At 65.0% G+C, this 19,307-nt stretch carries 18 protein-coding genes and 1 tRNA gene; 6 read left to right on the plus strand and 13 right to left on the minus strand.

The features are described 5' to 3' along the window. Positions 1–3 precede the first annotated feature (3 nt). Positions 4–78 (plus strand) — tRNA-Val (locus tag B2585_RS00930). A gap of 67 nt (positions 79–145) precedes the next feature. Then, on the plus strand, positions 146–271 hold the full coding sequence (gene ykgO / locus B2585_RS00935; RefSeq protein WP_005850168.1) for a type B 50S ribosomal protein L36: 126 nt from the start codon (positions 146–148) through the stop codon (positions 269–271). Between the two features lie 76 nt (positions 272–347). Here ykgO and B2585_RS00940 read toward each other — a convergent pair whose 3' ends face one another. The 3 genes from B2585_RS00940 to B2585_RS00950 all read right to left on the minus strand — a co-directional run bounded on the left by B2585_RS00940 (position 348) and on the right by B2585_RS00950 (position 3,784). Further along, positions 348–794, minus strand: a complete 447-nt coding sequence (locus tag B2585_RS00940) for a hypothetical protein (protein ID WP_292019131.1) — start codon at positions 792–794, stop codon at positions 348–350. After that, positions 795–2,444, minus strand: a complete 1,650-nt coding sequence (locus B2585_RS00945; RefSeq protein ID WP_292019132.1) for a peptidoglycan-binding protein — start codon at positions 2,442–2,444, stop codon at positions 795–797. 119 nt (positions 2,445–2,563) lie between these two features. Beyond that, entirely contained in the window at positions 2,564–3,784 is a 1,221-nt protein-coding gene (locus B2585_RS00950) for a phenylacetate--CoA ligase family protein (RefSeq protein WP_292019133.1), read from the minus strand. A gap of 136 nt (positions 3,785–3,920) precedes the next feature. Here B2585_RS00950 and B2585_RS00955 point away from each other — a divergent pair, with 136 nt between their 5' ends. Beyond that, positions 3,921–4,739 (plus strand): hypothetical protein, encoded by an 819-nt coding sequence (locus B2585_RS00955; RefSeq protein ID WP_292019134.1) that lies wholly within the window; start codon positions 3,921–3,923, stop codon positions 4,737–4,739. A 41-nt stretch (positions 4,740–4,780) separates the two neighbouring features. On the opposite strand, the gene B2585_RS00960 is transcribed toward B2585_RS00955, so the two are convergent. The 7 genes from B2585_RS00960 to B2585_RS00990 form a co-directional block, all read right to left on the minus strand. Next, on the minus strand, positions 4,781–5,608 hold the full coding sequence (locus tag B2585_RS00960; protein ID WP_292019135.1) for an ABC transporter ATP-binding protein: 828 nt from the start codon (positions 5,606–5,608) through the stop codon (positions 4,781–4,783). 62 nt (positions 5,609–5,670) lie between these two features. Beyond that, a complete protein-coding gene (locus tag B2585_RS00965) occupies positions 5,671–6,954 on the minus strand; it encodes an ABC transporter substrate-binding protein (protein ID WP_292019136.1) in 1,284 nt (427 codons plus the stop codon). Between the two features lie 73 nt (positions 6,955–7,027). Further along, positions 7,028–8,104, minus strand: coding sequence for a branched-chain amino acid ABC transporter permease (locus B2585_RS00970; RefSeq protein WP_292019137.1), 1,077 nt, complete (start codon positions 8,102–8,104; stop codon positions 7,028–7,030). Continuing rightward, positions 8,104–8,352 carry a hypothetical protein gene (locus B2585_RS00975; RefSeq protein ID WP_292019138.1) on the minus strand — a complete coding sequence of 83 codons (249 nt, stop codon included), beginning with the start codon at positions 8,350–8,352 and terminating at the stop codon, positions 8,104–8,106. Before B2585_RS00975 ends, B2585_RS00970 begins: the two co-directional genes overlap by 1 nt. Positions 8,353–8,355: 3 nt before the next feature. After that, positions 8,356–9,342 carry a branched-chain amino acid ABC transporter permease gene (locus B2585_RS00980; protein WP_292019139.1) on the minus strand — a complete coding sequence of 329 codons (987 nt, stop codon included), beginning with the start codon at positions 9,340–9,342 and terminating at the stop codon, positions 8,356–8,358. A gap of 89 nt (positions 9,343–9,431) precedes the next feature. Beyond that, positions 9,432–10,253 carry an ABC transporter ATP-binding protein gene (locus B2585_RS00985; RefSeq protein WP_292019140.1) on the minus strand — a complete coding sequence of 274 codons (822 nt, stop codon included), beginning with the start codon at positions 10,251–10,253 and terminating at the stop codon, positions 9,432–9,434. A 31-nt stretch (positions 10,254–10,284) separates the two neighbouring features. Further along, positions 10,285–12,261, minus strand: coding sequence for an AMP-binding protein (locus tag B2585_RS00990; protein ID WP_292019141.1), 1,977 nt, complete (start codon positions 12,259–12,261; stop codon positions 10,285–10,287). Between the two features lie 209 nt (positions 12,262–12,470). Between B2585_RS00990 and B2585_RS00995 the strand changes: the two genes are divergently transcribed. Genes B2585_RS00995 through B2585_RS01005 form a run of 3 tightly spaced genes read left to right on the plus strand, consistent with a single transcriptional unit; the run spans position 12,471 to position 15,802 of the window. Further along, positions 12,471–14,393, plus strand: a complete 1,923-nt coding sequence (locus tag B2585_RS00995) for a hybrid sensor histidine kinase/response regulator (protein WP_292019851.1) — start codon at positions 12,471–12,473, stop codon at positions 14,391–14,393. Then, positions 14,390–15,094, plus strand: coding sequence for a response regulator transcription factor (locus B2585_RS01000; protein WP_292019142.1), 705 nt, complete (start codon positions 14,390–14,392; stop codon positions 15,092–15,094). The genes B2585_RS00995 and B2585_RS01000 overlap by 4 nt, the downstream gene beginning before the upstream one ends. Before the next feature lie 57 nt (positions 15,095–15,151). Further along, positions 15,152–15,802, plus strand: coding sequence for a histidine phosphatase family protein (locus tag B2585_RS01005; RefSeq protein WP_292019143.1), 651 nt, complete (start codon positions 15,152–15,154; stop codon positions 15,800–15,802). A gap of 24 nt (positions 15,803–15,826) precedes the next feature. Here the strand turns inward: B2585_RS01005 and B2585_RS01010 are convergent, their stop codons facing one another. The 3 genes from B2585_RS01010 to mutL all read right to left on the minus strand — a co-directional run bounded on the left by B2585_RS01010 (position 15,827) and on the right by mutL (position 19,282). After that, positions 15,827–16,147: a DUF3775 domain-containing protein gene (locus B2585_RS01010; protein WP_292019144.1), complete on the minus strand. Its 321-nt coding sequence runs from the start codon at positions 16,145–16,147 to the stop codon at positions 15,827–15,829. Positions 16,148–16,208: 61 nt separating this feature from the next. Then, positions 16,209–17,441, minus strand: coding sequence for a DNA recombination protein RmuC (locus B2585_RS01015; RefSeq protein WP_292019145.1), 1,233 nt, complete (start codon positions 17,439–17,441; stop codon positions 16,209–16,211). Continuing rightward, positions 17,438–19,282 carry a DNA mismatch repair endonuclease MutL gene (gene mutL, locus B2585_RS01020; protein ID WP_292019146.1) on the minus strand — a complete coding sequence of 615 codons (1,845 nt, stop codon included), beginning with the start codon at positions 19,280–19,282 and terminating at the stop codon, positions 17,438–17,440. The genes B2585_RS01015 and mutL overlap by 4 nt, the downstream gene beginning before the upstream one ends. Positions 19,283–19,307: the final 25 nt, after the last annotated feature.

Raw genomic sequence — 19,307 nt, forward strand, 5'->3', positions numbered from 1 at the left:
TCAGGGCGATTAGCTCAGCGGTAGAGCACTTCGTTGACATCGAAGGGGTCACTGGTTCAATCCCAGTATCGCCCACCATGAACCGCCTTGGAAACAAGGCTTGAACACAAAGGCGCGACCAGCGCCGCGAATGAGGAGAAGGGCCATGAAAGTCCGCAACTCGCTCCGCTCGCTGAAGAACCGGCACCGGGATTGCCGTGTCGTGCGCCGTAAGGGCCGCGTCTACGTGATCAACAAGACCCAACGCCGCTTCAAGGCCCGCCAGGGCTGATCAGCAGGCTACGGAATTGACGAAAGGCCGTCGGAGCGATCCGACGGCCTTTTTTCCGTTCCGGCGCAACGCAACGTCAGGGCGTGAGCGGACTCGCGACGCCGCGCTCCCGGCTGACGAACCCGTCCCACATCACGACCGACCAGATCTGTAGAACGTGACGATAAGGGCGCAGCACCACCTGCGCCGGGGGCACCACCGCGATACCGGACAGGAGCGCGCGCGGGATGCGGGTAAAGCCCGACTCGTTCGCCGGGATTTTCTGTGACTCGCCATAAAACGCCGCCTCGGCGGTGCGGCGCATCCGGCTCCCGCGTTCCAGGTTGCCGATCTTGGCGGCGACAAGGTCCAGCGCGTCGGGTGTGAGCAGGACGATCGGGCGGTCGGGCGGCGGCGCCACCGCCATCAGCCACAGGCGCGCGGGCGGCGGGTGAAACGCGGCGGGGAGCGGCAGGCTCCCGTCAGCGCCCAGCCTCACACGCCGGACACCGACACCGAGGCCCTGATGCCGCCCGTCGACCATCTAGAACGCCGCGAGCAGGCGCACCATCGTCTGCTGGGTGACGAAGCCCGTCACCGGGATGTTGCGGCTGCTCTGGAACCGGCGGATCGCGGTGCGCGTGCCGGGTGTGAACAGCCCGTCCACCTTGCCGACGTTATAGTCGAGGCTCGCAAGCTTGGTCTCCACCAACAGCCGCGTGACCTTGGTGCCCGCCACCTGCTGTTCCTCGCGTTCCGCCGCCGTCAGCTCCGGTTCCCGGTCTTCCTGGTTGTTGAACTCACCCAGCCGCGCGCGGGCTTCCTGCGCGAAAATGCCGTTGGGGTAGCGGTCGAGATATGTGCGATAGCTGCGCGGCTGGTCGGAATTGCGCACCCGATCCCAGAACTCGCGCTCCTCGGCCTCGGCCCGGCTGCGTTTGTCCGCTTCGATATCATCAAGCCGCTCACGCGCCACATCCGCGAACAGGCCATCGGGATAACGGTCGAGATAGGCACGCAGCCCCGCCTCGTCCTGCCCTTGCCCGATCTGGTTCCAGTAGCGGCGATCCTCGCGCTCCTGCCGGGCCTGCCGCTCGGCGGCTTCGCGTTCAAGCTCAGCGGCCCGCGCATCGGCCCGCTGGGTCATCTCGGCCAGCATCTCGCGCGTGAGGTAGCCGGTGACGGCGAACCCGTTGGCGGACTGATAGGACCGGATAGCCGACCGGGTCGCGGGGCCAAAGATCCCGTCGATCCCGCGCGGGTCGTGGTCCAGCAGGGCGAGGTTGCGCTGCACCTGCCGCCGTGCGGCGCGGTTCAGGTCAAGCGCGTCCTCCGCCCGCGCGTCCGCATTGGCCTGCGTCTCTTCGCTCTCGGTCAGGGCCGCGCGCGCCTCGTTGGCGTGCGTGCCGTCCGGGAAGTATTCGAGGTAAAGCTCAAGGCCCTCATCGGTGTCCATCGTCTGCGCGACCACCCAGAATGCTTCATCCGGCGATTGCGCGGTGCGCTCGATCACGACGCGCCCGTCGCCTTCGGCCGGCAGGAACGGCACCACGTCCGAGACGAACCCGCGCGCGGTCACGCCGCCGGGGCCGTCCTCAAGCCCGACGCCCAGCGGCAGGCCGGGCACCAGCAGCACCTCGTTGGCCACGCGGATCACGCGGTCCACGGGGCCGGACAGGATCGTCACGCCCTGCGGCGCTTCGATGTCGAGGTCGTCGGACAGTCCGGTGCCCGCCACCTCGTCACCCGCCGGGGCGGTGAGGAGCACCGATTGCCCCTGATACTGCGCCAGCACGTCGAGGATCGGGCCGATGGCCAGCGCCTCTCCCCCGACCGACACGGCGTTGGGCGTCTCGGCCTCATGGGTGAGCAGGTAGCTGTCACGCGGCCCGCCGACCATGTGACCGGCGAGATAGACCAGAACCCTGTCCGACCCTTCGGCATCGTCACGGAAATCCTCGACCGCGCCGCGCACGTCCGCGGCCTCTTGGTCCAGCGACGAGGTGACCGAGAACCCTTCGTCCTCCAGCTTCTGGGCCAGCGTCACGGCCTGCGCTGCGCCGGAAACATCGGGCAGGTTTTCATATTCGCTTTGAACGACGATCAGCGCCGCATCGGCGGCGGCGATCTGTGGAACGGTGGCCAGAACGGCAAAACTCGTGGCCAGCGTCTTGGATAGGATAGACTTGCGCATGGAACCTCCCTGCGTCGTGTGTGTCACTTGACGCATACCTGTGCCCTTCCCCGATGATATCCCATATCAACGGGTCGCGGGGCGGGAAGTTCCGGCGAGTTATCGCCTGACAACCGCGCTCAGTCGTAGCTGCGCGCGTCCTCGATCACCTTGCCGTCGTTGGGAAGATGGCCGGGTGTCACGATTTCGACCCGTCCCTTGAGCTTGAGCACTTCGGAAATGGTGCGCCCATAAGCGTCGGCATCGCCGCCTTCGGCCTCCACCTGCACCGTCATCACGTCCGCCTCGCCATCACGGCTGGCGACGACACGGGCGCGCGCGATCTCGGGATGTTTGGAGACGAAATCCGCCACCTGTTCAGGCCGCACGAACATGCCCTTGATCTTGGTGGTCTGGTCGGCGCGGCCCATCCAACCCTTGATGCGCATGTTGGTGCGCCCGCAGGGGCTGTCCCCGGCCATTACGGCGGAAAGGTCGCCGGTGGCAAAGCGGATGAGCGGGTAGTCGGGGTTGAGCGTCGTGACCACGACCTCGCCCACCTCGCCCGGGGATACGGGCTGGCCGGTGCCGGGGCGCACGATCTCGACGATCACGCCCTCGTCCACGATCATCCCCTCCATCGCCGGGCTCTCATAGGCGATGTTGCCGAGGTCTGCGGTCGCGTAGTTCTGAACACAGGCGATGCCGCGATCCGCGTATTCCTGACGCAGCGAGGGAAACAGCGCGCCGCCCCCGACGGTCGCCTTGGTAATGGCGAGCTTCAGGCCCATCTCGTCGGCTTTGTCGAGGATCACCTTGAGGAAATCGGGGGTGCCCGCATAGGCCGTCGTGCCGATATCCGCCGCCGCGCGGACCTGAAGCTCGGTCTGGCCGATCCCGGCGGGAACGACGGTGGCCCCCACCGCCCGCGCGCCGTTTTCAAAGATCATGCCGGCGGGCGTGAGGTGATAGGAAAAGCAGTTCTGCACGATGTCGCCCGCGCCCACGCCCGCTGCGTGCAGGAACCGCCCGATGCGCCACCAGTCATGCCCGACCCCGCCCGGCTCATAGATCGGGCCCGGGCTTTGAAAGATGTGGGCGAACCCGCTCGTCGGCAGGGTTGCAAAGCCCCCCAGAGGCGCCTTGGCCGCCTGCGATTTGCCGAGGTCCGACTTGCGCAGAACGGGGAGCGCCGCAAGAGCTTCGATGCTGGTCACGCTGGCCGGGTCCACATCCGCAAGGCTCTCGCCATATCCCGGAAGTCCCTTGGCGCGGGCCACCTGCTCCGGCAGGGCCTTGGCAAGGTCCGCCGCACGGGCGTCTGCGGAGCGGATTTCAAGGTCATCGAAGAAGTCAGGCATGGCAAAGGCCCTTTCGGTTCGCGGGGGACAAGAGACGTGCGGCAATTCGCGCAATATTGGTATGCCGTCGTATACGATAGACAGCGGCGGATAATTGACGTTGCGTAAGAAGCGAAGTGATCCGGGAGAAACTTACATGCCAGAAAGATATTTGCACCGGGTCAGTTTCGACGATGCCGCGCAGGTCGCCGAGATCGACTTGTCGGGCCTCAGCCTGGACACGTCCGGCGAGATCAACGCGCTCTACGACGCGATCGAGGCGGCCATTGCGGAAACCGGCGAGGAGCTGTGGTTCTTCGTCATCAACTACTCGCAATTCCGGATCGACAGCGCGGCGTGGTACACCCACCACAAGCGCGGCAAGGCGCTGAACCTCGGCCATTCGCAGGGCAGCGTGCGCTACGACATGAGCGACGAGACGCGCCGGCAGATCGAGCGCACGGCCAAGACCGAGGCTTTCGATCCCAACCTGTTCGCCGACCGTGACAGCGCCCTGGCCCGCGTGGCGGAGTTTCCGTCCAAGCGGCGCAAGAAGGTCGTGCATGACGTGGACTACACGGATGACGACTTCGCGCAGCGCATCTCGTTCGAGCCCGAGGCGGAAATCATGAACGTCGATTTCCACGACTTCACGTTCCACCACTCCGCCGACGTCAACGCCTTCTACGATCATATCGAGCGTCGCGTCGAAGAGACGGGGCTGCGCTGGTTCTTTCTCATCAACTACGAAAACTGCCGGATCTTCGAGGAGGCCTGGGTCGCCTATGCGCGGCGCGGCAAGGCGCTCAACCAACGCTGGTCGATGGGCTCGGTGCGCTATGCGCCGGGGTCCGAGGCCGAGGAAACCATCCGGATGCGGGCCGAGAGCCAGCAGTTCCGCCCCAACATCCGCAACACCCGCGAAGACGCGCTGGCACGCATCGCCGAGATGAAGTCGGAGATGGCGGAGCCGTGATCCGGCCCGACCTTGGGGTATGTCCGCGCTGAGGATCGGCATTACGCGAGCCAGCGTTTCCGGCGGCGGTAGGAGCGCACGTCGCGGAAGGATTTGCGTCCGTCGTCCGACATGCCGAGGTAGAATTCCTTGACGTCCGGGTTCTCGCGCAGGTCCGCAGCGGGGCCGTCCATCACGATCCGACCGGATTCGAGGATATAGCCGTAATGCGCATAGCGCAGCGCGACGTTGGTGTTCTGCTCGGCGAGCAGGAAGGTATAGCCCTCCTTCTCGTTAAGCGATTTCACGATCTCGAAAATCTGCTCCACGAGCTGCGGGGCGAGACCCATCGAGGGTTCGTCGAGCAGGATCGTCTCGGGCCGGGACATGAGCGCGCGGCCAATGGCGATCATCTGCTGCTCACCGCCCGAGGTATAGCCCGCCTGCGACTTGCGGCGTTCCTTGAGGCGGGGGAAATAGTCATAGACTTTCTGCAATTCGGCGTCGATGTCGCCCCGGCTCGCCTTGCGGGTATAGGCCCCGGTGAGCAGGTTCTCTTCGACGGTCAGGTGTTCGAAGCAGTGACGCCCCTCCATCACCTGGATCACGCCTTTCGAGACGAGGTCGGCGGGGGTCAGACCCTCGACCTTCTCGCCCTTGTAGACGACCGTCCCCTTGGTGACTTCGCCGCGTTCCGACCGCAGCAGGTTCGAGATCGACTTGAGCGTCGTGGTCTTGCCCGCGCCGTTGCCGCCGAGAAGCGCGGTGATGCCGCCCTTGGGCACGCTCAGGCTCACGCCCTTCAGGACGAGGATGACGTGATTGTAGATCACCTCGATATTCTTGACCTCGAGGACCGTCTCGGTGTCGGGCTTGGCGGCGTCCAGCATGGCGAAATCCGTCTGTCTGTCGTGGTCCCCGGCCCGCGTCAGGGCGGGCCGGGGGTTGTGGCTTACATGCAGCCCGCTTCGATGCCGGCTTCCGCGGCATAAGCCGAGGAATCTTCATCGATGAGCGGCTGAAGCACGTCCTGATCCGACTGCATATAGTCGGTGATCAGCGACCAGGACTCGGCGTTCGCGTCCCACTGCGCGACGGCGGCATAGCCTTCGCCACCGTGGTTCTGACAGGACACCTCGAACTCCGGACCGAAGTTCGGCAGGCCGAGATCGGCCATCTTCGCTTCGGTCATGACGAGGTTTTCCATCCCGTCACGCATCTGCGCGGGGGCGAGGGCCGCCGTGTCGTGCATCTCCTGCGCCGTCTTGGCCGCTTCGGCGGCAAGCATGGCGGCGTAGAGACCCCGGTTATAGAGCGCGGTGCCGATCTGGTCGCCGGCACCGGCAGCCATGCCGGCATCCACGACATACTGCTGGATGTCGTCGAACAGCGGATAGTCGGAGCCCACGTTGTGGAACGTCAGCGCCTTGTAGCCGTCGGCGCCTTCACCGGCGGGCAGCACGTCGTTCTCCGAGCCGGACCACCAGATGCCGATGAAGTTCTCCATCGGGTAGCGGATGTTCACCGCTTCCTGAATGGCGACCTGGTTCATCACACCCCAGCCCCACATCAGCGTGTAGTCGGGCTTTTCACGGCGGATCTGAAGCCACTGGGACTTCTGCTCCTGACCGGGGTGATCCACCGGCAGGGTCATGAGCTCATAGCCATGCTTGGCAGACAGCTCTTCCAGCGTGCGGATCGGCTCCTTGCCGTAAGCGGAGTTGTGGTAGACGAGCGCGATCTTCTTGCCCTCGAGCGATCCGCCGTTCTCCTCCAGCAGGTACTTGATGGCGACCGAGGCCCCGTCCCAGTAGTTGGCCGGGTAGTTGAAGATCCAGTTGAACACTTCGCCGTTCTTGGCCGAGGTCCGGCCATAGCCCATCGAGTGAACCGGGATGCCGTCAGCGGTCGCTTTCGGGATCAGCTGGTAGGTGATGCCGGTCGAAAGCGGCTGATAGACCAGAGCGCCCTGGCCCTTGGTCGACTCGTAGCATTCGACGCCCTTCTCGGTGTTATAGCCGGTCTCGCATTCGATCAGCTCGACTTTTTCGCCACCGATACCCCCGTCCCGCTCGTTGAGCAGGGTGAAGTAATCCTCATAGCCGTCGGCGAACGGGATGCCGTTGGCGGCATAGGGTCCGGTCCGATAGCTGAGCGCGGTGAAGGTCAGTTCGGCAAGCGCCGGGGTGGCCGCGATCGCGGCGCCCAGGGCCAGTGTTGCCAGTTTCATTTTCATCGGGTGTCTCCTCCCTTGGTTGGTTCCGATGTTTCCGTCCCGGGGTTGCCCCCCGTCTTTCTTGGACCCGTCCCTAGTGCGGGAAGGGCCAGAGTCTGAGTTTCTCTTTCGCCACCTTCCACAGCGCGGCAAGCCCGTGGGGCTCCACGATGAGGAAGAACAGGATGAGCCCGCCGACGATCATGAATTCGAGGTGCGCGGCAAGGTCCGTGGGCCAGCCGAGGCCACCCACCAGCGAGTTCTTGAGCAGCACGGGCATCAGCACCATGAAAGCCGCGCCCGCGAAGCTGCCGAAGATCGACCCAAGCCCGCCGATGATGATCATGAACAGCACCAGGAACGATTTCTGGATGCCGAACGCCTCACCCACCTCGACCGCGCCGAGATAGACCGAGAAGAACAGCGCCCCCGCGATGCCGACGAAGAAGGACGACACGGCAAAGGCCGAAAGTTTTGCGCCCAGCGGGTTCACCCCGATGATCTCGGCCGCGATGTCCATGTCGCGGATCGCCATCCAGCGCCGCCCGGTCGATCCGCGCGTCAGGTTGCGCACGATCCAGGCCGAGGCGACGACGAAGATCAGGCAGAACAGGTAGGTCGCCCAGGCCTCGGTCTCTGGCCCCGTGACCTTGATTCCGAACACGCTGCGCTCCGGCGCGCTGATCTGGCCCGAGGCGGAGTTGTTGTAAAACCACGGCACGCGGTTGAAGAGCCACACGAGGAAGAACTGCGCGGCGAGCGTCGCGACGGCAAGGTAGAAGCCCTTGATGCGCAAGGATGGCAGGCCGAACAGCAGACCGACAAGCGCGGTGATCCCGCCCGCGATGATGACGTGGAAAAAGATGTTCACGTCCGGGAACGCCGTCATCAGCTTGTAACAAGCATAGGCCCCCACGGCCATGAAACCCCCGGTGCCAAGGCTCACCTGCCCGGCATAGCCCGTCAGCACGTTCAGCCCGAGCGCCGCGATGGCGTAGATCAGGAACGGCATCAGGACCGCGTTGACCCAGTAGTCGTTGATGACGAAGGGCACGACGAGGAACGCGACCGCAAGCAGCACATAGTAGGCAAAGCGGTCGAACCTGATCGGAAAGGTCTGACTGTCGTCCCGGTAGGATGTCTTGAAATCCCCGGCCTCGCGATAAAGCATCAGGCACTCTCCCCTTGGGTCTTGATATGTTCAGGCACGCGGTTGGCGGGCTTGGCGTATCCGGTCGCTTCCGTATGGCGCACCAGCTGGAACCAGCAGGCAAGCCCGACGCCCGCGCCGACGGCGGCGAGGAGCGAGGCGATCAGCGCCTGGTTCCCCGTATCGGTCGGGGCCGACAGGGCGAGGTAGCCGAAGGCCCAGAAGCCGGCCCACGCGACGGTATTGGCGATGGCGATGAGCTTGGTCATGCGTCACACCCTCTCGATGATCTTCTCGCCGAACAGGCCCTGCGGCCGGAAGACGAGGAAGATGAGGGCGAGCACATAGGCGAACCAGTTCTCCGTGGCGCCGCCGACGAGCGGGCCGATGGTGAACTCGAACAGTTTTTCGCCCACACCGATGATCAGCCCGCCGACGATGGCGCCGGGGATCGAGGTGAAGCCGCCCAGCATGAGGACCGGCAGCGCCTTGAGCGCGATGAGCGAGAGCGAGAACTGGACGCCCGACTTGGACCCCCACATGATCCCGGCCACGAGCGCGACGAAGCCCGCGATGGACCAGACCAGCACCCAGATGAAGCGCAGCGAAATCCCGACCGACAGCGCGGCCTGGTGATCGTCGGCCACGGCGCGCAGCGCCCGGCCCTGCTTGGAGTATTGCGAGAACACCGTCAGCGCGACGACGAGGATCACGGCCACGATGGTCGCCGAAATGTCGAGGTTGTCGATGAAGAAGCCGTAGCCGAACCACTCGAACGTGGTGTCGTCGATGGCGAAGTTGATCCCTTGGGGCAGACCGACGTCGAGCTTCTTGATGTCGGACCCCCACATCATGTCGCCGAAGCCTTCCATGAAATAGGCGAGCCCGATGGTCGCCATGAACAGGATGATGCCCGGCTGGTTCACAAGGTGGCGCAGGACGTATCGCTCGACGATCCAGGCGAACAGAACCATGACGGCGGCGGTCAGCAGGATCGCGAAGATCGCGGGAACGTGCCAGCCGAAGTGATGCACGTCGGTCCCGAAGATCGCGTTTATGAGGTGGCTGAACGGAACCTGCCCGTCCTGGATGCCCACCAGCGTCAACGCGGCGAACAGCGCCATGACGCCCTGCGCATAGTTGAAGATGCCCGACGCCTTGAAGATGAGGACGAAGCCCAGCGCCACGAGCGCATAGAGCACCCCGGCCATGAGGCCGTTCAGCGTGACCTCCATCGCGAAAAGCAGCTGCTCAGGCATGGGTCGCCTCCCCCGTCGTATGCATCATCGTATGTACAGCGTGTGCACACGGTGTGTACGCGCTGTGCACGCGCATTTTGCGGGCGGCGTCAGTCATGGGACACCCCCAGATAGGCGTCGATGACGTCCTGATTGTTGCGCACTTCGTCGGGCGTGCCGTCCCCGATCTTCTTGCCGTAATCCATCACGACCACCCGGTCGGACAGGTCCATGACCACGCCCATATCGTGCTCGATCAGCGCGATGGTGGTGCCGAATTCGTCATTCACGTCGAGGATGAAGCGGCTCATGTCCTCTTTCTCTTCGACGTTCATCCCCGCCATCGGCTCGTCCAGCAAAAGGAGCTTGGGCTCGGCGGCCAGTGCGCGGGCAAGCTCCACGCGCTTTTTCAGACCATACGGCAGGCGGCCCACCGGCGTCTTTCGGATGTTCTGGATTTCCAGAAAATCGATAATCTTTTCAACTTGTTCGCGGTGGTAGCTTTCTTCCTTCTCGGCCCGCCCGAACCAGAAGGACTGGGCGAACAGGCCCGTTTTCATCATCGTCAGCCGGCCGGTCATGATGTTGTCCAGCACGCTCATCCCGTCGAACAGCGCGATGTTCTGGAACGTGCGCGCGATGCCTTGGGCGGCCACCTCGAACGGCTTCATCTGCGGGCGGCGGCTGCCGCGGAACCAGACCTCGCCCTCCTGCGGGACGTAGAAGCCCGAGATGACGTTGAGCATCGAAGATTTGCCGGCACCGTTCGGTCCGATAATCGCGCGTATTTCTCCTTCGCGTATGTCGAAGGAGATGTCCTTGATGGCGACCACGCCCCCGAAGCGCAGGGTGATGTTCTTCATCTCCATGACCACGCCGCCGATGGTGCGGCCGTCCGGGGTCACATAGCTGTCCGGGCTCATATCGTTCATCTGGCCCCTCCGGTGCGGTTCGTTTTCTGGATCATTGCGCCGCGATCCCCTGTGCGCCGCCGGTGGGCACGACCTTGGCGTCGCGGATCTCCAGCGTCGCGGTGATCTTGCCCTTGCGGCCGTCTTCGTAGGTGACTTCGGTTTCGGTGTATTGCTCCGACTTGCCGGAATAGAGCGCGTCCACAAGCTCGCCGAACTTGTCGGTGATGACGTTGCGCCGGACCTTGCGGGTGCGCGTCATCTCCCCATCGTCCGCGTCCAGTTCCTTGTGCAGGACAAGGAAGCGGTGGATCTGGCAGCCCGACAGCATCTCGTCCTGGGCGACCGAGGCGTTCACCTCCTCCACATGGCTTTGGATCATGTCCATCACCTGCGGATGGCCCGCGAGTTCCTGGTAGGAGGCGTAGGAGATGTTGTTGCGCTCGGCCCAGTTACCCACGGCGTTCAGGTCGATGTTGATGAAGGCCGTGCACATGTCGCGACCGGAGCCAAAGACCACGGCTTCGAGGATGTTGGGGTAGAATTTCAGTTTGTTTTCAACGTACTTGGGCGCGAACATCGACCCGTCGGCCATCTTGCCCACGTCCTTGGCCCGGTCGATGATCCGAAGGTGGCCGGTGTCGGGCTCGATGAAGCCTGCGTCCCCCGTCGCGACCCAACCCTCGGGGTCTTTGGTCGAAGCGGTGCTTTCGGGGTTGTTGTAGTATTCGACGAAGGTGCCGGGGCTGCGGTAGTAGACCTCGCCATTGTCGCCGATCTTCAGCTCCACACCCGGCGCGGGCACGCCGACCGTATCGGGGCGCACTTCGCCATCGGGCTGCACGGTGATGAACACCGTCGCCTCGGTCTGACCGTAGAGCTGTTTCAGGTTGATGCCGAGGGAGCGGTAGAAATCGAAGATCTCCGGCCCGATCGCCTCACCCGCCGTGTAGCCGACGCGCACACGCGAAAAGCCCAGCGTGTTCTTGAGCGGGCCATAGACCAGAAGATTGCCGAGCCAGTAGCGGAACTTGTCGCCGCCCGAGACCTCCTTGCCGTCGAGGATCGCGGGGCCGACCCGGCGCGCGACCTTCATGAAGTGGTCGAAAAGCGCCTTCTTCATCCGCGTGGCGTCCTCCATGCGGATCATCACGGTGGTCAGAAGGTTCTCGAACACGCGCGGCGGCGCGAAGAAATAGGTCGGCCCGATCTCGCGCAGGTCGGTCATCATGGTGTCTTCGGACTCGGGACAGTTCACGCAGAACCCGGTCCAGTATGCCTGCCCCAGCGAGAAGATGAAGTCGCCCACCCAGGCCATCGGAAGATAGGCGAGGATGTCCTCGCCCGGCCCGAGATTGTCGAATTCGGCAGAGTTCTTGGCGCTTTCCACCACGTTGCGGTTGGAGAGCACGACGCCCTTGGGCCGGCCGGTCGTGCCGGAGGTGTAGAGCATGACGCAGGTGGAATCATAATCCAGCTCGGCGGTGCGTTCGGCCATGATCGGTTCGAGCCGCGAATGGCCCGCGCGGCCCTCGGCCTGCACGTCCCCGAACCAGTTCATGTGCGTGTGGTCGTATTTGCGCATCCCGCGCTTGTCGACATAGATCACATGCTCGATCTTCGGCACGCGCGACTTCACCTCGATGACCTTGTCGACCTGTTCCTGATCGCCGCAGATGACGAAGCGCGCGCTGCAATGGTCGAGCACATATTCCATCTCTTCGGCGACGCTGTCCTGATAGAGCGGCACGGGCACGGCCCCGCATTTCTGCGCGGCGACCATCGACCAGTAGAGCGACGGGCGATTGCGCCCGATGATCGCGACCTGATCGCCCCGTTCGATGCCCAGCGCGAGCAGACCCATCGCGAGCGCGTCGATCTCCTCGGCGGTCTCGGCCCAGGTCCAGCTTTGCCAGATCCCGAATTCCTTTTCACGATAGGCGGGACGACCGCCGAATTCCTTCGCATTCCGGGTCAGAAGCGCCGGAATGGAGGACAGACCGCCGGTTGCGGTTTGATCCTGTGCCAAGTTGTCTCCTCCCACACCGGCCCTCCCCGGCCGGTTTTATGTCCCTGCCGACCGAGGCCGACGCGAAACATTCTTTCGCAACAGGGATCAGGGTCAATCATTACCCGAGTTTTTCGAGAATCTAACGAATTCTTACAGGCCGGAATCGGGCGCAATGGGGCTTCCCGGCACTGGCCCGCGGTGCTAGCGAAAGACAGGGAGGAAGGCCGCTGGACACCAAGTTCACAGACATCGCAGCGCTTACGCAGGCCGGGCTGAACCTGATTCAGCAGGCGCTGTCGATCTATGACAGCGACCTGAAATTCGTGGTCGGCAACCGGACCTTTCAGGAGATGTTCGGGCTGCCCACCCGGCTCGTCACACGCGGCGCGCGGTTCGACGATACGATTCGGTTTCTCGTGGAGCGCGGCGAGTATGGCGTGGTCGACGACCACGAGGCCTTCGTGCGCGACAAGGTGGATCAGGCGCTGGCCTTCGAGCCGCATTATGTGGAGCGGGAACGGGCCAATGGCCGCATGATCTCGGTCGAGGGATCGCCGCTCGCGCAGGGTGGCTGGGTCACCGTCTATACCGACATCACCGGCATCAAGCGGCAGGAGCAGCTCTTGCGGTCGCGGTCCGAGGAACTTTCGGATCAGGTGCTCGCCCATGCCGAGGAACTGTCCCAGACCAACCGGGCGCTCGCGGCCACCAACGCGACACTGGAAGAGACCAAGCGCCAGCTGACCGAGATGGAGAGCCGGGCGCGGGTGACGGCCGAGATGATGCCGGCCCATATCGCCCGGCTCGACCGCGACTGGCGCTATGCCTATTCCAACCGGCAACTCGCCGCGATCCTGCCCGACAGCCCGCGCAACATCGTCGGGCTGCACGCCCGCGACGCGCTGGGGGACGAGGCGTTCGAGAGGATCACGCCGAGCCTTGAGCGGGCCTTCGCCGGGGAGGCCAGCGTGTTCGAATTCGCCCACGAAGGGTCCGGGCGGCGTATCCGGGTGGCCTTTACCCCCGACACGGACGATGCGGGGGCGGTGCGCGGGGTCTATATCCTGTCGACCGACGTGACGGAGGAGGCGCAGGCACGCGCGGCGCTGGCCCAGACCCGCAAACGGGAGCTGGCCACGCAGCTTACCTCGGGCCTTGCACATGATTTCTCGAACCTGCTGACGATCATCCTCGGGCTTCAGGGCCGGTTGGGGCAGATGGACCTGCCGCCGGAGGCCGCCCGACTGGTGGAGGCGACCACGGCGGCGTCGCGGCGCGGGGGCACCCTGCTCGACAGGATCGGTGCGCTGTCGGGGGTGCGCGAAGTGCGGCCCGAGCCGGTGAACGTCGCGCAACTGCTGTCGGAGACCGAGACGCTGGCGCGTTCCACCCTGCCCGGCGATGTTTCCCTGACGGTCGAGGTCGCGGATCTGGACAGCCCGGTCCTGCTGGATGTGGGGGCCACGCAGGATGCGCTCCTGAACCTCGTTCTGAACGCCAAGGATGCGATCGGGGCCGAGGCGGGCGAGATCACCCTGACCGCGCGGGCCGTCTCGCGCACATGGATCGACTTCGAGGTGCAGGATACAGGCACCGGGTTCAGCGACGAGGCGCTCGATCATGCGCTGGACGCCTTCTTCACCACGAAGGGCGCGCAGGGGTCCGGGCTGGGGCTGGCGATGGTCTATGACCATGCCAAGCTGTCGGGCGGGCATGTCCGGGTCGGCAACACTGACCGGGGCGCGCGGGTCACGATGCGCCTGCCTCTGAAGCCTGCGGAAATGGACGACGCGGCCGCGCGCTCGCTGCTTGTCCTGCTGGTCGAGGATCAGGACGATATCCGGACCGAAGTGCGCGAGATGCTCATCGCGCTGGGGCATCAGGTCATCGAAGCCGGATCTGGCGAAGAGGCGCGGGCGCTGGCCGGGGTCGAGGGCATCGGCCTTGTCCTTTCGGACATCATGCTGGGCGGCGGGCTGACGGGCGACCAACTCGCCGTCGCTTTCGACGAAGCAGGGCTGGAGGCGCCGGTGCTCCTCATGTCCTCGCTCCCGCCGGACGATCCGCGCCGCGCCGGGGCACCGGTCCTCGGCAAGCCCTTCACGCAGGCGCAACTTGCCGCCTTTCTCGCAACGGAGGGACCGGCGTGACCCAGCCGCTCGTGACCATTCTGGACGATGAGCCGGAGATTCGGCAGATGCTCTCGGACGCGCTGACCGAGGCGGGGTTTCGCACGATGGGGTTCGGGCGGGCGACCGAATTCGAAGCGGCGCTGCGCACCACGGCGCCGGACGTCTGCCTCGTCGATCTCGGCCTGCCGGACCGGGACGGGCTGACACTCGTTCATCGGCTGGCTCTGGAATCCGGTGCGGCCATCATCATCGTGTCAGGTCGCGCGCAGGTGCAGGACCGTGTGACGGGCCTGGAACTTGGCGCGGACGACTACATCATCAAGCCCTTCGAGCTGGCCGAGGTCGTGGCCCGTGTGCGCGCCCGCGTGCGCGACGGGCGGACCGAGCGCCCGGGTGAATCATCCACCGCGACATTCGAGGGCTGGACCGCCCGGTTCGACCGCTACGTCCTCGAGGATGCAAACGGCAAGGAGAGTGCGTTTTCCCATGCCGAGGGCGAAGTCCTTCGGCTGTTTCTCGAGGCGCCCAAGCGGCTCATCACCCGGGCGCAGATGCAGGAACAACTCGGCGGCGCGGCTGGCGAAAGCTTCGACCGGGCGATGGATGTGCGCATCTCGCGCCTGCGCACGAAGCTGGGCGAAGACCCGAAGAACCCGAAGCTCATCAAGACGATCTACGGGGCGGGATACATCTTTCTGGGCGACGTGGCGTGGCGCTAGGTCTTTCCCTTGTCACAACCGCGGGTTAGCACCACGCGAACGCACAAGGGGCCGCACATGTCACAAGTCACTCTCATCCGCCACGGTCAGGCCAACACCGGATCACAGGACGAAACGGGATACGACAAGCTCTCGGATCTCGGCAAGCAGCAGGCCGGCTGGCTGGGGGGGTACTTCGACAGCATCGGTGAGCGGTTCGACAGGGTCTATTCCGGGACGCTGATCCGGCATCGTGAGACGGCAGAGGCGATGGGGTTTCCGGAGCCGGTGCAGGACGCGCGGTTGAACGAAGTCGCCTATTTCGACCTGTCGGCCAAGATGCACACGCAGTTGGGAATCAAGCCGCCGGAGAACCGTGACGAGTTCATTCAGCACCTGCCCTTGGTCTTCACCGCGTGGCGCGAGGGGCAGATCAAGGACACGATCGAGAGCTATGCCCAGTTCGAGGATCGGGTGGACGAGGTTCTGCATGAAATCGCGGCGGGCGAAGGCCGGGCGCTGGTCTGCACCTCGGGCGGGTGGATTTCGATGGCGATCAAGGTGGCGATGGGTCTGCAACTGTCGTCGATGGCGCGGCTGGCGCTGACCATCATGAACAGCTCGGTCCACCAGATGCACCCGGTGGGCGCGGGGCTGACGTTGACGCAGTTCAACGCCGTGCCGCACCTTGCCGACCCGGAGCGGCAGTTCGCGCAGACCTTCATCTGAGGCGCGTTGCGCCCGCAGGACCGGTTATTTCAGGTGGTCGTCCTCGAGATCCTCGACGGAATAGCCCAGCGCATCCAGACCGGCCTCAAGGTAATCGGCCAGCAGCGTCTCCCCCAGAAGGTAGTCGCCCGTGGGGGCGGTCGCCTCGGCCTTGGCGGTCGCGATGGCTTCTTCGAGGTCGTCGGCCTCGAACGTCTCGCGCCCGATCCACATGACGGCGACGAGGCTCGCCTGCTCGTCAGTGTTCAGATCCTCGATATAACCGCGGATAATCTCGTCGGTTTGGGGCCGCTCACGGGCCTGGATGGCGATGCGGGCGATGCGGGAGGGGCTGATTTCGAGCATGTGTGACCTGTTCTTTTGCTTACCCCCCATTTAGGGGCGAATGCAGGGGTGGGACAAGGGATCAGGTTTTCGGGAGCGGCACGACGGCGCTGGCATCGTCCTGCGCCAGCTCCTCAAAGTCGAAATTGTCGAGCCGTTTGGCCCGGTTGCCCGCCTTTTCCGCCGAAATCTTGATGTCGGAGATGTCCTTGGACGCCTGATGAAAATGCCGGTCGAGGTTTTCGACGCGGTCACCCAGACGGCCCACATCCGCCGACAACAAGTGCAGTTCCTTGCGGATCGCGCCTGCCTGTTCGCGCATCCGGGCATCCTTCAGGATCGCGCGCATCGTGTTGAGCGTGGCCATGCAGGTGGTGGGCGAGACGATCCAGACCCGCGCCTCGAAGCCTTCGCGCACGATCTCGGGAAAGTTGGCGTGAAGCTCGGCATAGACGGCTTCGGAGGGCAGGAACATGAGCGCGCCATCCGCCGTCTCGCCCTCGATGATATACTTCTCCGAGATCGCGCGGATGTGGGCGCGGACCGCCGTTTTCATCTGGCGGGCGGCCTCGGCCAATTGTTGCTGGCTGTCGGCGCGGCGCAGGGCCTCATAGGCCTCAAGCGGGAATTTCGAGTCGATGACAATGGGGCCGGGCGGGTTCGGAAGATGGATCAGGCAGTCGGCCCGTTTGCCGTTGGAAAGCGTCTGCTGGAACGCGTAGCTGTCGGTGGGGAGCGCCTTTGACACGATGTCGTTGAGCTGGATTTCCCCGAACGCGCCGCGCGTCTGCTTGTTGGACAGGATGTCCTGAAGGCTGAGGACGTCCCCCGACAGCTTTTCGATATTCGCCTGCGCCTTGTCGATGGTGGCCAGACGCTCCTGCAACTCGGTCAGCGACTTGGTTGTCTTGACGGTCGAGCCGGTAAGCGTTTCGTTCATCCGTTCGTGCAGGTCGGACAGGGCGCGGGCGGATTTCATCGCGTTCTCGTGGAGCCGGTCCTGCATTTGGCGTTGAACGTCGGCGAGCCGGGTTTCCATCGTGTGGATCATCTGGCTTTGCCCGTTCGCCTGTGCGTCCGAGACGGTGCGCAGCCCGCCGGAAAGCTGGTCCTGCCCCTGCCCCAGCATCTGCACCGCCTGCCCGATCCCGCCCATCTGGCGGGCAAGCTCGGCATTGGTCGCGCTGGCACGGCCCGTCCGCACAAGGACGACGATGAGCAGGAGGACCAGCAGCAGAAGCACACCCGCCGCGATGAGGGCGGCGAGGGTGAGCGGGTCGGAGAGGTCGAGGGTCGTGTCGCCGATCTGGATCATGTGCGTCCGAAGAGCCGTTCGATATCGGCGAGTTTGAGTTCGACATAGGTGGGGCGGCCATGGTTGCACTGGCCGGAATGCGGCGTCGCCTCCATCTCGCGCAGGAGCGCATTCATCTCCTCGGGGCGCATCCAACGGCCCGAGCGGATCGAGCCGTGGCAGGCGACGCGCGAGAGCACCGCCTCGATCCGGGCCTGCACCGTCTGGCTCTGGCCGAGGTCTGAGAGTTCATCGAGGATGTCGCGGATCATCGCCTCGGCGTTGACCTGCCCGAGGATCGCGGGGGTTTCGCGCACGGCGATGGCACCGCCGCCGAAGGGTTCGATGACGAGGCCCAGTTTGGCCAGCTCGTCGGCGAGACCCAGGAGCAAAGCCGCATCGCCGTCTGACAGGTCCACGATCTCGGGGATCAGGAGCGCCTGAGCCGCCACGCCGTTCTCGGCCATCTGGCGCTTGAGCTTTTCATAGACGAGGCGTTCATGGGCGGCGTGTTGATCGACGATGACCATGCCGTCCTCGGTCTGGGCGACGATGTAGTTTTCATGCACCTGCGCGCGGGCGGCCCCGAGGGGGAGGTGCTCGTCCGCCCTCTGGACGTCCTCGCCGGTGTCGGTGTCCCGCTCGACCACGGGATCGAAGCGGGCGGAGGGCTGTTCGGCGAACCCCATCGGGGATTGCGCCTGACGGGCCGTGTGGAGCGCCGTCTGGCTTGGGCGGTCCATCTGGTAGACGCGCGGCTGGACGGGCTGTTCGGGGCGCATGGCGCCGAGCGTGGCCTCGGCAACCGTGGACGAGGCGCGGTGCCCGGCTTCGGCCAGCGCATGGCGGATCGTGGTCACGATCAGACCGCGCACGAGACCGGGCTCGCGGAACCGCACTTCGGACTTGGCGGGATGCACGTTCACGTCGACCAGTTTCGGGTCACAGGTGACGAACAGCGCCGCCGCCGGGTGGCGGTCGCGCGACAGGAAATCGGCATAGGCCCCGCGCAGCGCCCCGATCAAGAGCTTGTCGCGCACCGGGCGGCCATTGACGAAGAGGAACTGCGCCACCGCCGCACCGCGCGAATAGGTGGGAAGGGCTGCGTAGCCCGTGAGCCGGAAGCCTTCGCGCAAGGCATCGAGAGGGACCGCGTTTTCCGCGAAATCGCGGCCCAGAACGCCGCCGAGGCGGGCATGGAGCGCGTCGAACAGGTCGCCGTTCTCGGGCGTGGCGCGGAAGGTGACGCGCCCTTCGCCGCCGCCCGACACGTCGCGCAGGGTGACGCCGATATGCGGCTCGGCCATCGCGAGGCGTTTGACCACATCGGTGATCGCCTGCGCCTCGGCCCGGTCGGTGCGCAGGAATTTGAGCCGGGCGGGCGTGGCGAAGAACAGGTCGCGCAGCTCGACCACCGTGCCGCGCGACAGGGCCGCCGGTTTCACAGGCTCCATGTGGCCGCCGTTGACCCGGACGCTGGCCGCGTCGCCGTCGCAGCGCGAGGTGATCGTGAGGCGGCCGACCGCGCCGAGGGACGGAAGCGCCTCCCCCCGGAAGCCGAAGGTGTGAATGCTGAGAAGGTCGGAGCCGTCGATCTTGGACGTCGCATGGCGCGAGAGGGCCAGCGGCAGGTCATTGGCAGCGATGCCACAGCCATCGTCGGTGACACGGATCAGGGTCTTGCCGCCGTCGGCATAAGCCACGTCGATCCGGGTCGCGCCTGCATCAATGGCGTTCTCGACCAGCTCTTTCACAGCCGAGGCGGGACGCTCCACCACTTCGCCCGCCGCGATGCGGTTGATCGCTGCGTCATCGAGTTGCCGGATAAGGGGTCGGCGTATATTGGGGGCGTCGTCGGGCATGCCACTAGACCTAGCATGTCCGACG

The sequence above is a fragment of the Maritimibacter sp. UBA3975 genome (assembly GCF_002384975.1).
Lineage (GTDB): Bacteria > Pseudomonadota > Alphaproteobacteria > Rhodobacterales > Rhodobacteraceae > Maritimibacter.

What these genes read in the sequence shown, in the direction of transcription:
- ykgO (WP_005850168.1), top strand. Translation starts at nt 146, where the DNA reads ATGAAAGTCCGCAACTCGCTCCGCTCGCTGAAGAACCGGCACCGGGAT.
- B2585_RS00940 (WP_292019131.1), bottom strand. Translation starts at nt 794, where the DNA reads ATGGTCGACGGGCGGCATCAGGGCCTCGGTGTCGGTGTCCGGCGTGTG.
- B2585_RS00945 (WP_292019132.1), bottom strand. Translation starts at nt 2,444, where the DNA reads ATGCGCAAGTCTATCCTATCCAAGACGCTGGCCACGAGTTTTGCCGTT.
- B2585_RS00950 (WP_292019133.1), bottom strand. Translation starts at nt 3,784, where the DNA reads ATGCCTGACTTCTTCGATGACCTTGAAATCCGCTCCGCAGACGCCCGT.
- B2585_RS00955 (WP_292019134.1), top strand. Translation starts at nt 3,921, where the DNA reads ATGCCAGAAAGATATTTGCACCGGGTCAGTTTCGACGATGCCGCGCAG.
- B2585_RS00960 (WP_292019135.1), bottom strand. Translation starts at nt 5,608, where the DNA reads ATGCTGGACGCCGCCAAGCCCGACACCGAGACGGTCCTCGAGGTCAAG.
- B2585_RS00965 (WP_292019136.1), bottom strand. Translation starts at nt 6,954, where the DNA reads ATGAAAATGAAACTGGCAACACTGGCCCTGGGCGCCGCGATCGCGGCC.
- B2585_RS00970 (WP_292019137.1), bottom strand. Translation starts at nt 8,104, where the DNA reads ATGCTTTATCGCGAGGCCGGGGATTTCAAGACATCCTACCGGGACGAC.
- B2585_RS00975 (WP_292019138.1), bottom strand. Translation starts at nt 8,352, where the DNA reads ATGACCAAGCTCATCGCCATCGCCAATACCGTCGCGTGGGCCGGCTTC.
- B2585_RS00980 (WP_292019139.1), bottom strand. Translation starts at nt 9,342, where the DNA reads ATGCCTGAGCAGCTGCTTTTCGCGATGGAGGTCACGCTGAACGGCCTC.
- B2585_RS00985 (WP_292019140.1), bottom strand. Translation starts at nt 10,253, where the DNA reads ATGAACGATATGAGCCCGGACAGCTATGTGACCCCGGACGGCCGCACC.
- B2585_RS01005 (WP_292019143.1), top strand. Translation starts at nt 15,152, where the DNA reads ATGTCACAAGTCACTCTCATCCGCCACGGTCAGGCCAACACCGGATCA.
- B2585_RS01010 (WP_292019144.1), bottom strand. Translation starts at nt 16,147, where the DNA reads ATGCTCGAAATCAGCCCCTCCCGCATCGCCCGCATCGCCATCCAGGCC.
- B2585_RS01015 (WP_292019145.1), bottom strand. Translation starts at nt 17,441, where the DNA reads ATGATCCAGATCGGCGACACGACCCTCGACCTCTCCGACCCGCTCACC.
- mutL (WP_292019146.1), bottom strand. Translation starts at nt 19,282, where the DNA reads ATGCCCGACGACGCCCCCAATATACGCCGACCCCTTATCCGGCAACTC.